We start from the raw sequence: 13,871 nt of genomic DNA, 5'->3' as shown, positions 1-13,871 counted from the left end.
TGACTATGAGGTCGATGTGCCCGTCACCGTCCACGTCGCGGTCGTGTTCATCCCCTGCGCCGCATTCGCCGTACCCGCGGGCAGTGTGACCGCGAAGCAGTAAGCGACCGGGCTGGCGCCCGCGGCAGCGAGCGGAGACGTCCCCGTGCCGGCAACCGTCAATGCACTGCCGTTGGCAACGAGAATCGTCGTAGATGCTGCGAACGACGTCGAGTCGCAGGTGGCTCCCGCCGCAATGACACGCACGCCGTAGGTGAGAAACCCTCCCAGGTTCGTCGCCGTAGAAGTGGTGGTGGTCGCGGCGCTCAGCGATGCAGTTCCCGTGACATTCGTCGCATCGGTCGTGCGCACGAGGAACTTCGAATACGTGGTCGTTCCCGGCGACATGGCCGTCGGGGCCACAACGAAACTCAGCGCTGCTGGCGCCGTCGAGGGGTGCTCGGCATAGGTCGCGCCGTTGTCGACCGAACCGATGATCCCAAATGTGCTGGCGGTGAAGGTTGCCTGCGCGGTCTCGGTATCGGTCCACGCCGCGAGGGTGAGCGATCCGCCCACCCCGAGCACGAGGGCGCCCGCTAGGACTGCCCTCGCCTTTGTGAACCAGCGACCGGGTCGTGTGCCGTGACCGTGCCCGCCCGTTGGCGAAGTTGCCTGTCGGCTGTCGCGACTCATGGCGGCCTACAGCGAGGTGCCCGAGACGCCGGTGAAGTCCCAGGTGATATTGCCGTCAACACCCTGCGGCAGCGTATCGTCGGCACTCACACGGAAGCAGACATACGAGACGTCGGCGAGAGTATCGAGCGTGAAGCTCGCGGCATTCTCGTCAGACCCCGCGGCGTAGGCGGCGGTGTCGCAGCCGAATGTCGTCGTAAAGACGTAATCGGCGGTGACACCAACGAGCGCCGGATCAATCACCTGCGCGACTGAAACGTCTGCCGTATAGGTGGAGTCTTGCTCGAGGCGCACCGCGAATCCGGCGTACACCGCGTCGCCCGGAGCGAGGTTGTCGGCGCCGACCTGGAAGTTCAGCACTGCCGCGCCAGCCTCGGTCTCGTGATCGGTGAATGCGGTGCCGTCGGTCGAACCCTCAATGCCGAAGTTACCGCTCCCGAACAGGCCCGTGACCCACTCGTTATCGGTCCACGCAGCGAGAGTGATCGCCGCGCCGACTCCGAGCACGAGACCGCCAGCGAGTATCGCCCGCGCTTTCGTCCAGCCACGCTTCGGCGAAGCAGTTGTTTGTACCTGATCAGAAGCCATTTCGGTAACCCCCTGTAATTCTTCCCACCTAGCTATGGCGGCACTATGGTGACAGATTACGACGTCAGAGGGGTTTGCAACAGGCCTTGCGCGATCATTCACCCGTGGGATCATCCGGGCGACGATCCGGGCAGCTCGCTAGTTGCGCTTGCGGCGGGCAACCACCACCGAATCGAGCAACAGCGTTGGGGTTCCGTTGGGACCGAGGGCCTCGCGCTCCCGCACCTCGGCGACGTCGACCACCCACTCGTGCGGTGACAGCTCGAGCGTCGCGAGCTCCTCCGCCGGCGTCGGGAACTCAGCGTCGTGGTGCTCTGACCATTCGGGCGCCGCCGCGTGAGCGATGATCACGAGCGCACCACCGGCTGCGACGTGGTTCGCCGCGGCACGCAAGATGCGCTCGCGCGGCAATGCCACGGGCGATTGGAAAAAGCTTGCGGTGACGAGGTCAAACGGCTCATCACTTCGATCAATCGATGCCGGATCATCAACCCAGTCGCCGAGGTCGGCCGCAATGAATGTGGCACCGGTGAACGCCGATTCTGCAGCCGCGCGCTGCGCCCGCGCGATGGCCGTCGCCGACAAATCGATGCCGGTGGCTCGCCAACCTCGCTCAGCAAGCCACAGCACATCGCCGCCTTCGCCACTGCCGAGATCGAGCGAGCTACCGGGCGACCAGTCGCCGACGAGGTCGGCGAGGGTGCCGTTCACTCGGCCCGACCAGACCCGCTCAGCAGAACCGTAGCGCCCCTCCCAGAATTCGACAGGGTCGGTCAGAGCATCTGGCAACTCGCGATTGTTATGGGCACCGTGGTCGTGGCTGGCTCCGTGGGTGTGCGTATTCATTCAGATCCCTGCCCTCTCTGCTGCGGCGAGCGCAATGTCCTCTTCGACGAGCGCTGCGTTTACGGCTGCTCCCGCCAGAGTGCCTGCGCCCATCACCATCGGCACTGATGCCGCGGGCGAGACCACATTTCCCGCCGCCCAAATACGCGGGTGGCTGGTGCGCTGCATCGGGTCCACGCTGATGAACGCTCCCATCGGCGTCTCACTGCGATCGAGCGCGAGGTCCCGCAGAAAACTGTCGTGCGGCACCATCGAGAAACCGGTGAAGACGGCGTCGACCGGGTATTCCTGCCCGTCTGCCGTGCGGACGGCGGTTACCTGCGCGCCATCACCCGCCACCTCGGTGACGGGGGCCGCGACCAGGTGCACGCCGCGGGCAAGCAGCCCGCGCTCGGTTACGGCGTCGAGTGCACTGACCCCCGCGTCGTCAACGAGCCCGGCGGTGAAGACGGTCAGGTTGTCGCTCCACTGACCCAGCAGCTTGGCCTGGTGCAGTCCGATGGGCGATGTGGTCACAACCGCGAGGCGTTGCCCGCGCACCTCCCAACCGTGGCAGTACGGGCAGTGCAGCACACTCGCACCCCAGCGCTCCGCGAGACCTGGAATCTCGGGCAGCTCATCGGTGACACCAGTGGCGACAACGACGGCGCGGGTCAGCAGTGTCTCGCCGGAGTCGAGTTCGATCGACACGAACCCGCTGGGAGCGGTGGCGCGGTCGGGGGCTGGCGATCCGGCACTCGTTGTCTCGTGCGTGTCAGCAGTGCCGTCGCGCACCGTGCGCACCGCGCCGGTTCGAAATTCGACGCCGTACGCCTCTGCCTCGGCTCGGCCGCGCGCAACGAGCTCGAGCGGCGGCGTGCCGTCCAGGCCGAGCACGTTGTGCATATGTGAAGCAAAGCGGTTGCGGGGCAGGCCGCCGTCGATTACGAGCGTGCGGCGCAGTGAACGCCCGAGGGCTTGTGCGGCGCTGAGCCCGGCGGCCCCGCCGCCGATCACGATGGCATCCCAGTGTGTGTAAGTCATACGTTCAGCATCAGGCCCGCGTGCAATACTTGCAATCTGTCTTGCACTATTGGCAAACCGTGAGGAGTCGACACATGAACGAGCTTGAGCGACTCGGGCCGCGGCTGCGGTCTGCGCGGCAAGATCGCGGCTGGACCCTCGAAGATCTCGCCGAGCGCGCCGGAATGTCGCCGAGCACGCTCTCGCGACTCGAATCGGGCAAGCGTCAGGCGAGCTTGGAACTGCTGCTGCCGCTCACGAGGCAGCTCGGCATCAGGGTCGATGACCTGCTCGACGCGCCGGATCGCGACCCTCGCGTGCACCGCACCACCATTCGCCGCGACGGCATGACCATCGCGCCGCTCACCAGGGAGGCGTCCGAAGTGCGGGCGTTCAAGATCACGTACCACCCAGATGCGCCCGAGCGTGAGCTGCAGGTGCACGAGGGGCACGAGTGGCTCTACGTGCTGTCGGGAAAGCTGCGGCTCACGCTCGCCGACCGCGAACACGTGCTCGGTCGTGGCGAGGCCGCGGAGTTCGACACCTCCGTGCCGCACCGCATGCGAGCTGAGGGGGCCCGCGGATGCGAGGTGATCAGCATCTTCAACTCGGTCGGCGAACGACTGCACCTCCACAGTGGTCCGGGCCTCCCGGCGTCGGCCACCCCCACCCCAACCCCCACCACCCCACCCACCACCGCTCAACCCGAAGCGGGGTAACTTCTGACGGGTGTTGCGGTCGCGACACCCGTCAGAATTTGCCCCGCTCGGCGTCGGCCGGTCGGCCGGTCGGCCGAGCAGCTTGGGCGAGCAGCGCGCGGTGGAACGCCGGGTCGACCGTGAGCTCCGGGTGGAACGCGATACCCGTCACCGAGCCGAGTCGCATCGGGCGGTCGTTCTTCGGGCGGTCGCTGCCAGCGAGAACTGCGTCGGGTTCCGATGTCGACGCCTCGCTTTCAACCGCCGACGTCGCGCCGAACACACGGCCGTCGATCCGGCATATCGCGCGCGCACCGTCTCCGACGGAGACCACCTCGGGCGCCCGAATCAACGCGGCACGAACGCGGCCCTCCCGCTGCCCGACAACATCCCCGGCATCGACCGCGATCTCGGCCTCGCGCGATTCCACCTGTGAGCCGAGAGCGTTTCGCCGCACCGCAACATCCAAGACGGCAAGCGAGCCTTGCCCCGGAGCCGGATCATGCACCTCCCGAGCGAGCAGCACGAGCCCGGCGCAGGTTCCGAGCGTCGGCACGCCCTGCTCGATGACCCCGCGCAGACCCGCAGCCATGTCGAAGAGGCGGAGTAGCCGATCCTGCGTGCTCGATTCCCCACCCGGCAGGACCAGCGCATCGACCCGCAGGCCGTCGGCGCCCGCGAGGTCCCTTTCGCGGCGCACGATCGTGATGCGCGCGCCGAGTCGTTCGAGCATCTCGACGTGCTCGGCGACGCCCCCCTGCAGCGCGAGCACTCCAACCGTAAGCCGCCGGTCGGACGGGCTCACCAGCCGCGCTCGGCCAGCCGGTGCGGGGCCGCGAGATCCGTCACGTTGATGCCGACCATCGCCTCGCCAAGCCCGCGCGACGCATCGGCGATGGCACTCGGATCATCGAAACGAGCCGTCGCCCGAACGATCGCGGCGGCGCGCTTAGCCGGTTCGCCCGACTTGAAGATGCCGGATCCGACAAATACGCCATCCGCTCCCAGCTGCATCATCATCGCCGCGTCAGCGGGCGTCGCGACCCCGCCGGCGGTGAAGAGCACGACGGGCAACTTCCCGGTGGCCGCAATTTCGGCGACGAGGTCGTAGGGCGCGGCAAGCTCTTTCGCGGCGACATACAGCTCATCGGTGCCGAGAGTCGTGAGGCGGGCAATCTCGCGCCGGATCGTGCGAATGTGTTTCGTGGCTTCAGAGACATCGCCAGTGCCGGCCTCGCCCTTCGAGCGGATCATCGCTGCGCCCTCTGCAATGCGCCGGAGCGCCTCGCCCAGATTCGTCGCGCCGCAGACGAACGGCACCGTGAATCCGCGCTTGTCGATGTGGTTCACGTAGTCAGCGGGCGACAGCACCTCCGACTCGTCGATGTAGTCAACCTCGAGCGCTTCGAGCACCTGAGCCTCGACGAAGTGGCCGATGCGAGCCTTCGCCATTACCGGGATGGACACGGTTGCTTTGATGGCGTCAATCAGGTCCGGATCGCTCATGCGCGCAACCCCACCCTGTGCGCGAATATCAGCGGGGACGCGCTCGAGCGCCATGACGGCAACAGCACCAGCGTCCTCGGCGATGCGCGCCTGCTCGGGGGTCACGACATCCATGATCACGCCGCCCTTCAGCATGTCGGCGAGGCCGCGCTTCACGAGTGGTGATCCGGTAGAAGAGATGGTCGAGGCGGACGTGTCAGCAGTAGTCGTTTCGGTCATACTGTTCAGCCTGCCGCGGGCAAGTGGTCCCCCTCAAGATCCAAAACAAGTCAATCCAAATGAACCAATTCCTCCCCCTCCGCCCCGCCCCTCCCCAAAAAACCCGAAGCGGGGTAACTTTTGACGCGTGTTGCAGGTTCGACACGCGTCAAAAGTTACCCCGCTCGGGGCGAACGGGAGGGAGGGAGGGCGAACGGTAGGGAGGGAGGGCGGGAGCCCCCAACCACTACCCCTCGTACGACGCCGCCCACTCTCGGACTCGGGCGACGCTCTCCTCCTCCGACAGATCCTCGACCCGGGTCAGCACTGACCAGCGCACCCCGAACGGGTCGCGAATGCTCGCGAAGCGGTCGCCCGACACGAAGTCGGTCGCGGGCTCGCGCACCACGGCGCCTGCCGCGACGGCGCGCTCCACCACATCGTCAACGTCGGCGACGTAGATCCCCATCGAATAGCAATCGTCGTCGCCTGCCGGGGGCGCGACGAGGTGATAGTCGGGCATCGGTTCGCCCAGCTGCAGATGCCCCGTGCCGAAGTCGAGTTCAGCGTGCGCCACCAGCCCCCCGAACTCAGTCGTGTCCACGACGCGCGCGCCGAAAATGTCGCGATAGAACTCGATCGCCGCGGCCGCGTTCGGAATCGCGAGGAACGGGGTCAAGCTCGTTGATCCATGGGGCATGCCGTTCGTTGCGTGCGCGCCGGTCACGGCGCGCGAGGGCGCGGCATTCGGGGTGGTTTCTGTGCTCATGGCTTCATCGTAAGATCGTGAACAGGGCGCCGTCTTGCAGATTCGCGCCACCCGCACAGATCGCGGCGCACACGAAGCAGCGGGCACGAGCTAGCGGGCACGAACTAGCGCACACGAAGCAGCGAAGCAGCGAGAAGAGGGGCCATGCAGCAGGATCGGCGCGGCGTGCTCTACCCCGATCGTCTTCCGGAGTTTCACCGTGTGCCGGCCGCCACCGACATCTCGCACGCCGTGCAGTGGTTCTGGGTGCCCGAGTGGCAGCTGCCTGACGGCGTTGAATCGCGGCAGCACGTGCTGCCGTTCCCAGCGTGCAACCTCGTCGTCGACCCCGCGGGCATCGAGGCGATTGGCCCGGCGACCCGCCGTTCCGAGCGCGTGCTCACGGGAGCCGGCTGGGCGGTGGGCGCGTTGCTGAGGCCCGCAGCCACCCGCGCGCTCGATCTGCGGCCGGCCGAGCTGCGTGATGCAACCCGCAGCGTCGCCGACCCCGCACTGCACGCGGCGATCGTCGCCGCGATGACCGACGCAACCGTGCCCGGAGAGGCACGGCGCGCAGCCGCTATCGACGCACTCTCGCGCTGGATCGCCGAGCGTGTACCGCTGCCAGCGCGCGCGGGCGATGGCGAGCTCGCGAACGCACTGGGCGAGCTGCTCGGGGATCCGTCAATCACCCGCGTCGACCAGCTGCCTGAGCGGCTGCACGTGTCGCCGCGCACGCTCCAGCGAATCGCGGAGCGCGCGTTTGGGCTTCCCCTCCACGCGATGATTCGCAGGCGCCGCCTCCAAGAGGCCGCCGAACGGCTCCGCGACCACCCGACGGCGAGCATCGCTGAGCTCGCCGCAGCCCTCGGCTACACCGATCACGCGCACTTCTCAACTGATTTCAAGGCGGTGCTGGGCGTCACCCCGAGCGAGTACCGTCGTGACGCGGCCGCCCCTATAGCGAAGGCTCACCGATCGACAGCATCAGGCGATTCGCCCAGTTGAAGAACGCCCCCGCCTGAATTGAGTCGAGTAGTTCAAGCTCGTCGAGCCCCACCTCGCGCAGCGTGGCGAGCTCGGCTTGACCGAATCGGGGCGGAGTCGCCGTCAGAGCGACCGTTGCGTCGACGATGGCGTCGATCCTGGTTCCCACACGCGCGGTGACACCCTCGTCAAGCAGCCGCTGCACTTCGGCCCGGTCGGCGCCCTGTTCGGTGGCGAAACGCGAGTGCACCGAGGCGCAAAATACGCATCCGTTGTAGCGGGAAGCCGCGGCCGCGGCGAGCTCGCGTTCGGCGCGCGGCAGGCCAGCGTCGGTATTGAAGAAGATGTCGATGTCCGTGAGTGTGCGCTCGCGCAGCGCCTCGGGGTCACGGGCGAGCAGCCGGAAGTAGGGCATATGAACGCGGTCGCGCTGCACGAGGGCGTCGTAGTGCGACTCAGTAAATTCGGCGACCGGCAGCGGTTCGAGCCACGGCTTCCAGCCGAGCACGTCCTGCGTGAAGCGCGGAGGCTCGGTGACGCGGGGCGCTGCCGGCAATTGCTCAGTGACACTCGGGGCGGAGGCCGCAGCCGCGGCGCCCTCCTCTCCCACGCGCTCCCGCGCCGCGCGCGCCACGGTCGCAGCGAGCGCCTCAAGCGAATCTCGCGTGGCGGCGGACACGGCCGTAACATCCGCAACAGCCGTCGCCGCAGACGCAGCCCCGCCGATGCTCTCGCGCAACTCGCGCAGCCCGTGCGCCACGCGCAGCTGGAAGGCGAGGAACGACACGAGCTGCGAGAGCGTGACGACCCCGGTCGTGCTCCAGCCAGCGTCGAGCAGCGGCTGCAAACGCTCGCGGCTCGCGTCGCGCGGGTGCAGCACGAGCATGTGAGCGTGCTCGAGCGCCGCCGCGAGTCGATCGCCGAGCGCGTAGGCGGCCTCGACCGATGCCACGGTGTACTCGGGCCCGGCGACGCTCTCGGAGGCGTTCTCGGCGCGGAACGCGCCGTATGGGCCCGATCCGGCAGCGCGACCCGCCTCGGCCACAATCAGCGGCTCCAGCCCGGCGCCCCCGCCGGTCTCGCGCAGCAGCGCACCGTAGAACTCGACGGCCTCGGGCTCCTCGTGCAGGCGCGCGACGAACAGCGCGACCGCAGCCCGCTCAGGCAGTGACACGTGCGCGGTGTCGACCGGCACGAACAGGGCGTTGAAGCTGCCCTGAGCGTGCTCTTTCGATTCGGGGCGACGGTCGCGCACCCGGTCAAGCTGGTCTCCGGCGGCGATGCCGGTCAACGCGCCAATAACGTCGGCAACGGCAGGCAAAGTCGCCGCCGCGGGCTTGGGTTCGGTCATGGTCGTGCTCCTCCGAGTCAGATCACCCAGTGCCCGGACGACAACGAGGCGCCGGGAATCGCGTCAATCAGACGCTGGGTGTAGGGGTGTTGGGCGTTGCTGAAGACGTCTTCGGTGAGGCCGTGCTCGACCTGCGCGCCGCGCTGCAGCACGGTGACGGTGTCTGAAATCTGCCGCACCACGGCGAGATCGTGCGAGATAAACACGTAGGTCAGGCCGAGGTCACGCTGCAGCCGCGCGAGCAGCCGCAGAATTTGCGCCTGCACGGTGACATCGAGGGCCGAAACGGCCTCGTCGAGCACCACGAGCTCGGGTTCCACGATCAGCGCCCGCGCGATCGCGACGCGCTGACGCTGACCGCCCGAGAGTTCACGCGGCCGCCGCTGCGCGAACTCGGCTGGCAGCGACACCACCTCGAGAGCCTGGGCCACGCGCTGCGCGCGGTCGGCACGGGTGCCGGCCCCGATGCCGAAGTTCTTCAGCGGCTCGGCGAGCGTCTGGCCAATCGAGTGTCGCGGATCGAGCGAGCCGTAGGGATTCTGGTACACCATCTGCGTGGTGCGTCGATACTCCCGCAGCTTCGCACCGCGCAGCTCGGTCACCTCCACACCGTCGACGCGCACGCTGCCAGAGGTTGGCGCAGCGAAGCCGGCAATGGCGCGGCCGGTCGTGGTCTTGCCCGATCCCGACTCACCCACGAGCGCGTGGGTCGTGCCGCGCGCAACCGAGAATGAGAGGCCGTCGACGGCGACGAACGCGTCGGCGCCGCGGCCGAACTCCTGGCGCAGTTCGCGCACCTCAATGAGCGGCGTTCCCGAGGCCACCGCGATTGACTCCCGCTCGACCAGCTTGCCAAACGACGGCGCATCGGCCATAAGCTGCCGGGTGTAGGCCGACGCCGGTTGCGCGAGTACCTGCGCGGCCGGGCCAGACTCCTGCACCTCGCCGCCGCGCATCACGACGACGCTGTCGGCGCGATCCGCGGCGACAGCGAGATCGTGGGTAATGAAGAGCACGCCCGTACCCGTCTCTTCGCGCAGCTTGTCGATCAGGTCCAGCACCGTGCGCTGCACGGTCACGTCGAGCGCTGAGGTCGGCTCATCGGCAATGATCAGTTCAGGATCGTTGGCGAGCGCCGCTGCGATGAGCACGCGCTGCCGCATGCCGCCCGAGAACTCGTGCGGAAACTGCTTCGCCCGCTTGATCGGATCATCGATGCCGACCTGTTCGAGCAGCGCGTGCACGCGGTCGTGCACCTCGGCGCGGCTCGGACGGCCGTGAATGCGCAGCGATTCGCTGATGCTCTTCCCCACCGACTGCACGGGGTTCAGCGAGTTGCCCGGATCCTGCGGGATGAGCCCGATGCAGCGGCCGCGCAGGTCACGCCAGCGCCGCTCGGGCAGCCCGACGAGCTCGGTCGTGCCAAGTCGCCGCTCGTTCAGGGTGATGGTGCCGGAAGCGATGCTGCCGTTCGACGCGAGCAGCCCGATGACCGATTGCGCGACGGTGGTCTTGCCCGATCCCGACTCGCCAACGACGGCCGTGACCTCCCCCGCGCGCACATCGAAGCTGACACCCGAAACGGCGTCAACCGTGCCCTGCCGAGTGCGGTACTGCACAGACAGGTCTCGAATACTCAACAGGGGTGATGTCTCGGCGGTCATGCGTTGCCTCCGTCGCTAATGGCCCGGCTCAGACGGTTGCTCGCGAGCACGACGAGCACCACGACGATGCCCGGCAGCGCGGTCAGCCACCACGACGTCGCGAGATAGTTTCGTCCCTCAGAGATCAGTAGCCCCCACTCAGGCGTGGGTGGCGGAGCGCCGTACCCCAAGAAACCGAGCGTCGAGATCTGCAAGATCGCAGAGCCGAGCTGCAGCGCAGCGAGCGCGATCACCGCGGTCAGCGAGTTGGGCAAGATATGTCGCCAGAGCACACCGAAGAATGTGCCGCCCGAACCGTATGCGGCCTCGACGAACTCACTCGCGCGCACGCTCACCACCTGCGACCGCGAGAGGCGGGCGAACACAGCGATCGATGTCGCGCCCACCGCGATCGCAGCGTTCGCGGTGCCGAACCCCAGCAGAATCACGATGCTCAGCGACAACAGTAGGGTCGGGATCGCCAACAGCACATCGACGAGCCGCATCAGGGCTTCATCAACCCAGCCGCCGACTGCGCCGGCGGTGATGCCGATGAGCGAGCCGACCACGAGGCCGACGAGCACGGCAATGAGCGCAGCGCTGATCGACTGCGATGCACCGTAGATGACGCGAGCGTAGAGGTCGCGGCCGGTGGCGTCGGTGCCGAACCAGTGCGCGCCGCTCGGTGCCTGGAGCGCAGGCGCGACACTCTCGGTCGGGTCGACGGAGGTGAATAGCCCGGGCACGACGGCCCAAGCGAGCGCGAGCAACAGCATCAGCGCGGGCAGCAGCACACCGGGACGCACCACCGCGCGCCAATCGAAGGCGCGCGGGCCGCCACTCGGCGGCACAGCGGCCGCCGTCGAAACGTCGATCGCGGTCATGCGTGCACTCCTGCCGACTTGCGCGCGGTGCGCTGCCGCAGCCGCGCGTCGAGCACGGGGTACAGCAGATCGACCACGAGGTTGATGGTGACAAACACCACGGTTGCGATCACCACGACAGCGAGCAGCACTGGTGTGTCGCGATTCGCGACCGCCTGCGCGGTGAGCGCGCCGATGCCGACGCGGCCGAACACCGCCTCGGTCACGATCGCGCCACCGACGAGCTCGCCGAACAGCAGCCCAGCCATCGTGAGCGCCGGGAGCAACGCGTTGGGCGCGACGTTTCGCCACAGCAACCAGCTGGTGCTGGCGCCGCGCGCGCGAACGACCGCGACGAACGGCTGGTCGCTCACGTCATCGATGCTGCGCAGCAACACCTGCGCGAGCGGTGCCGCGATCGGGATCGCGAGGGTGATAGCGGGCAGAATCAGCGCCTGCCCCTCGCTCGCGCCGATAGTCGGCACGAGCCCGAGCTGAAATGAAAAGACCTGAATCAGCACGATCCCGATCCAGAACACGGGCAGCGATACGAACAGCGGCGGGATGTTGCGAAACAGCCGTCGCAGCCACGAGCCGGCACCGTAGCTCGCGGTGAAAGCGATCACGACCGCGAGAAACACGGCCAGGATCAGCGCGACGACGGCGAGGGTCAGCGTCGACGGCAGTGCCTCCGCGAGCAGGGTCGACACGGCCGCTCCGCTCTGAACGGAGTACCCGAGGTCGCCGTGCAAAAACGCGCCGACCGAATCGAAGAACCGCACGAAGAACGGGCGGTCGACACCGTAGCTCGCGCGAATTTCCGCGAGCTGTTCACTCGAGAGACCGAGGTCTGGGTTGCCGAACCGCGCCATCACCGCGTCGCCAGGCAGAGCCGCGAGCAGCACGTATGCGGCGGTGTACGCGAGCGCGAGGACCAGGATCGCCTGGCCCACGCGTCGCAGCAGCGCCGCTCCGGTCACTTGCTGAGCTGTACGTCGTAGAACGAGGGCCGACCGATCGATTCGGTCGTGAAGCCCTGCACCGACGCCTGCAGCCCGAAGACCTGCGGCTCCTCGAACAGGGGCAGCACGTACGCCTGCTCGGCGAGCCGCTGCTGCGCCTTCGCCGACGCAGCAGCACGCTCGTCAGCCGTGGGCACCGAAGCGATTTCGAGCAGATCGGCGTCGAGCTCGGGGTCGGCGATCTTGCCGGTCTTCGCGTCGAGGTTCAGATTCGCATTGCGGTTGGTCGAGTAGAACTGCGACTTCAGCACGTCGAAATCAGCGCGGCCGACCATGGAGTGGTATACCTGGATCGTGTCGGCGTCGAGTCGGGCCTCGTCTTGCGCGGCCTGGTCGCCCGGGAAGAGCTTGACCTCGACACCGAGCTTCGCGAGCTGTTCCTGAATGAGTGTCACGACCTCCTTGGAGCGCGGCTGCGGCAGCGCCTCGTTGAAGGTGATCGACAGGCGTTCACCGTCCTTCTCGCGCACGCCGTCGCTGCCCGGCTTCCAGCCAGCGTCATCGAGCAGTTTCTTGGCCTGATCAGCGTCGTACTTGTAGAACTTCGAGGTGTCGGTGTAGCCGAGCGCCGACTTCGCCAGAATGCCAGTCGCGAGCGGGTAGTTGTCGGTGAAGAGCGTGCTGACGATCGCGTCGCGGTCGATGCCGGCGATGATTGCCTGGCGCACCTTGATGTCTGCGAGCGGGCCCTGGCCGAAGCGGAAACTGAGGCTGTTGTTCACGCCGTTGGTGGCCGCGTCGACGAGCGCGAGATTATCGCCCGTGAACTGAGCTTCGTCCGGTGCCGGGATAGCGCGAGCGATCTGCGCTTGACCCGACGTGACCGTGCCGACGCGCACGCTCGACTCCGCCGCGACGATGATGTTGATCTCATCGAGGTGCGCGCGCCCCTGATGCTCCCGCGATTTGGGTGCCCAGTCGTAGTCCTTGCGAACCGTGAGGTCGGTTTCTTTGCCGATCTGCTCATCGGAAATAACGAACGGACCACTGCCCACGATGTCGGCGGCGTTACCCGGGCCGAACTCCTCATTCGTGCGGTCGAGCGTATCGTTCGAGAGCAACCCTGAATTGATGGTCGACGTAGCCTGAGCAAAGCCCGGTGACGGGGCGCTGAAGAAGAACTTCACGGTGTGGTCGTCGACGACCTCGCCGTGGTCGTAGTTGTTGATCGCCTCGGAGATCGACAGGGCGCGGTCGGTGTCGCCCTTGCCGTACAGGTCAAAGTTTTTGACTACGTTCTCAGCGTCGAGCGGAGTGCCGTCGGAGTAGGTAACGCCGTCGCGCAACTTGAAGGTGTACTCGGTCGCGTCGGCGTTCACCTCGGGCAGCTCACTCGCGATCCACGGCTCGAGTTCGAGGGTCTCTGGGTTTTGGAAGAGCAGGCGGTCGGTGACCTGATTCAGCACGCCGCCGTTCGGGTAGAAGCCGCCGGCGGGCGGGTACAGCGTGTTCCACGTCTGCGGTTCGAGGTAGCTGAGCGTCCCGCCCTCGGCGGCCGTGCCGTCACCCGAGCCGCCGCCCGAGTTCGCCGAGCACCCGGTAATGGCCATCGCGGCAACGGCCAAACCGGCGATCCAGGCGATCCGGTGCTTCTTCATGGTGCTCCTCGTTCAGGCTTGTGCAGTGACCCCGTTCGGAATCGAACGGGCAACCCGGCTAATGTTATAGCTCTCATAAGCGAGTGGAAACACGGGGTGTCACAGAACTTCATGAAGAGCTCGCGACCCCTCCCCCGTGACACCTCCCG

Annotated in this window: 14 protein-coding genes; 2 read left to right on the top strand and 12 right to left on the bottom strand. The window is 67.3% G+C overall.

Annotated features, from left to right (window positions below; translation table 11 throughout):
- Nucleotides 1-3: 3 nt before the first annotated feature.
- From ACFWHR_RS02950 to ACFWHR_RS02935, 4 genes are all read right to left on the bottom strand, one after another.
- Entirely contained in the window at nt 4-672 is a 669-nt protein-coding gene (locus ACFWHR_RS02950; protein ID WP_382446774.1) for a SipW-dependent-type signal peptide-containing protein, read from the bottom strand.
- A 6-nt stretch (nt 673-678) separates the two neighbouring features.
- Complete coding sequence (locus tag ACFWHR_RS02945; protein WP_382446773.1) at nt 679-1,260, bottom strand: SipW-dependent-type signal peptide-containing protein; 582 nt, start codon at nt 1,258-1,260, stop codon at nt 679-681.
- Nucleotides 1,261-1,398: 138 nt separating this feature from the next.
- Complete coding sequence (locus ACFWHR_RS02940) at nt 1,399-2,106, bottom strand: class I SAM-dependent methyltransferase (protein ID WP_382446772.1); 708 nt, start codon at nt 2,104-2,106, stop codon at nt 1,399-1,401.
- Nucleotides 2,107-3,129 (bottom strand): NAD(P)/FAD-dependent oxidoreductase, encoded by a 1,023-nt coding sequence (locus ACFWHR_RS02935; RefSeq protein ID WP_382446771.1) that lies wholly within the window; start codon nt 3,127-3,129, stop codon nt 2,107-2,109. It abuts the gene before it with no gap.
- Nucleotides 3,130-3,203: 74 nt separating this feature from the next.
- Here ACFWHR_RS02935 and ACFWHR_RS02930 point away from each other — a divergent pair, with 74 nt between their 5' ends.
- Nucleotides 3,204-3,827, top strand: a complete 624-nt coding sequence (locus ACFWHR_RS02930) for a helix-turn-helix domain-containing protein (protein WP_382446770.1) — start codon at nt 3,204-3,206, stop codon at nt 3,825-3,827.
- A gap of 31 nt (nt 3,828-3,858) precedes the next feature.
- Here the strand turns inward: ACFWHR_RS02930 and pdxT are convergent, their stop codons facing one another.
- The 3 genes from pdxT to ACFWHR_RS02915 all read right to left on the bottom strand — a co-directional run bounded on the left by pdxT (nt 3,859) and on the right by ACFWHR_RS02915 (nt 6,279).
- Nucleotides 3,859-4,611: a pyridoxal 5'-phosphate synthase glutaminase subunit PdxT gene (pdxT, locus tag ACFWHR_RS02925; RefSeq protein ID WP_382446769.1), complete on the bottom strand. Its 753-nt coding sequence runs from the start codon at nt 4,609-4,611 to the stop codon at nt 3,859-3,861.
- A complete protein-coding gene (pdxS, locus tag ACFWHR_RS02920; protein ID WP_382446768.1) occupies nt 4,608-5,531 on the bottom strand; it encodes a pyridoxal 5'-phosphate synthase lyase subunit PdxS in 924 nt (307 codons plus the stop codon). The genes pdxT and pdxS overlap by 4 nt, the downstream gene beginning before the upstream one ends.
- 226 nt (nt 5,532-5,757) lie before the next feature.
- Nucleotides 5,758-6,279 carry a VOC family protein gene (locus ACFWHR_RS02915; RefSeq protein WP_382446767.1) on the bottom strand — a complete coding sequence of 174 codons (522 nt, stop codon included), beginning with the start codon at nt 6,277-6,279 and terminating at the stop codon, nt 5,758-5,760.
- 144 nt (nt 6,280-6,423) lie between these two features.
- Here ACFWHR_RS02915 and ACFWHR_RS02910 point away from each other — a divergent pair, with 144 nt between their 5' ends.
- Nucleotides 6,424-7,266: a helix-turn-helix domain-containing protein gene (locus ACFWHR_RS02910; RefSeq protein ID WP_382446766.1), complete on the top strand. Its 843-nt coding sequence runs from the start codon at nt 6,424-6,426 to the stop codon at nt 7,264-7,266.
- Here ACFWHR_RS02910 and ACFWHR_RS02905 read toward each other — a convergent pair.
- From ACFWHR_RS02905 to ACFWHR_RS02885, 5 genes are read right to left on the bottom strand one after another with little or no spacing between them, the layout of a single operon-like run.
- Nucleotides 7,217-8,596, bottom strand: a complete 1,380-nt coding sequence (locus ACFWHR_RS02905) for an alkylhydroperoxidase domain protein (protein WP_382446765.1) — start codon at nt 8,594-8,596, stop codon at nt 7,217-7,219. The genes ACFWHR_RS02910 and ACFWHR_RS02905 overlap by 50 nt on opposite strands.
- Nucleotides 8,597-8,613: 17 nt before the next feature.
- Nucleotides 8,614-10,260, bottom strand: a complete 1,647-nt coding sequence (locus tag ACFWHR_RS02900; protein WP_382446764.1) for a dipeptide ABC transporter ATP-binding protein — start codon at nt 10,258-10,260, stop codon at nt 8,614-8,616.
- Nucleotides 10,257-11,123, bottom strand: a complete 867-nt coding sequence (locus tag ACFWHR_RS02895; RefSeq protein ID WP_382446763.1) for an ABC transporter permease — start codon at nt 11,121-11,123, stop codon at nt 10,257-10,259. Before ACFWHR_RS02895 ends, ACFWHR_RS02900 begins: the two co-directional genes overlap by 4 nt.
- Complete coding sequence (locus ACFWHR_RS02890) at nt 11,120-12,082, bottom strand: ABC transporter permease (protein WP_382446762.1); 963 nt, start codon at nt 12,080-12,082, stop codon at nt 11,120-11,122. The genes ACFWHR_RS02895 and ACFWHR_RS02890 overlap by 4 nt, the downstream gene beginning before the upstream one ends.
- The gene (locus tag ACFWHR_RS02885) at nt 12,079-13,722 is read right to left on the bottom strand and encodes a TIGR04028 family ABC transporter substrate-binding protein (protein ID WP_382446761.1); all 1,644 of its coding nucleotides are present in this window, start codon (nt 13,720-13,722) and stop codon (nt 12,079-12,081) included. Before ACFWHR_RS02885 ends, ACFWHR_RS02890 begins: the two co-directional genes overlap by 4 nt.
- Between the last annotated feature and the right edge of the window lie 149 nt (nt 13,723-13,871).

The sequence above is a fragment of the Leucobacter sp. NPDC058333 genome, assembly GCF_042726155.1.
Lineage (GTDB): Bacteria > Actinomycetota > Actinomycetes > Actinomycetales > Microbacteriaceae > Leucobacter.
The sequence above is the reverse complement of the archived record's forward strand: the minus strand, read 5'-3'. Positions and strand labels throughout refer to the sequence as shown.

Bases quoted from the DNA above. Each gene is read 5' to 3' on its own strand.
- ACFWHR_RS02885 (WP_382446761.1), bottom strand. From the start codon at position 13,722: ATGAAGAAGCACCGGATCGCCTGGATCGCCGGTTTGGCCGTTGCCGCG.
- ACFWHR_RS02895 (WP_382446763.1), bottom strand. From the start codon at position 11,123: ATGACCGCGATCGACGTTTCGACGGCGGCCGCTGTGCCGCCGAGTGGC.
- ACFWHR_RS02945 (WP_382446773.1), bottom strand. From the start codon at position 1,260: ATGGCTTCTGATCAGGTACAAACAACTGCTTCGCCGAAGCGTGGCTGG.
- ACFWHR_RS02900 (WP_382446764.1), bottom strand. From the start codon at position 10,260: ATGACCGCCGAGACATCACCCCTGTTGAGTATTCGAGACCTGTCTGTG.
- ACFWHR_RS02940 (WP_382446772.1), bottom strand. From the start codon at position 2,106: ATGAATACGCACACCCACGGAGCCAGCCACGACCACGGTGCCCATAAC.
- ACFWHR_RS02905 (WP_382446765.1), bottom strand. From the start codon at position 8,596: ATGACCGAACCCAAGCCCGCGGCGGCGACTTTGCCTGCCGTTGCCGAC.
- ACFWHR_RS02915 (WP_382446767.1), bottom strand. From the start codon at position 6,279: ATGAGCACAGAAACCACCCCGAATGCCGCGCCCTCGCGCGCCGTGACC.
- ACFWHR_RS02935 (WP_382446771.1), bottom strand. From the start codon at position 3,129: ATGACTTACACACACTGGGATGCCATCGTGATCGGCGGCGGGGCCGCC.
- ACFWHR_RS02910 (WP_382446766.1), top strand. From the start codon at position 6,424: ATGCAGCAGGATCGGCGCGGCGTGCTCTACCCCGATCGTCTTCCGGAG.
- pdxS (WP_382446768.1), bottom strand. From the start codon at position 5,531: ATGACCGAAACGACTACTGCTGACACGTCCGCCTCGACCATCTCTTCT.
- ACFWHR_RS02930 (WP_382446770.1), top strand. From the start codon at position 3,204: ATGAACGAGCTTGAGCGACTCGGGCCGCGGCTGCGGTCTGCGCGGCAA.
- ACFWHR_RS02950 (WP_382446774.1), bottom strand. From the start codon at position 672: ATGAGTCGCGACAGCCGACAGGCAACTTCGCCAACGGGCGGGCACGGT.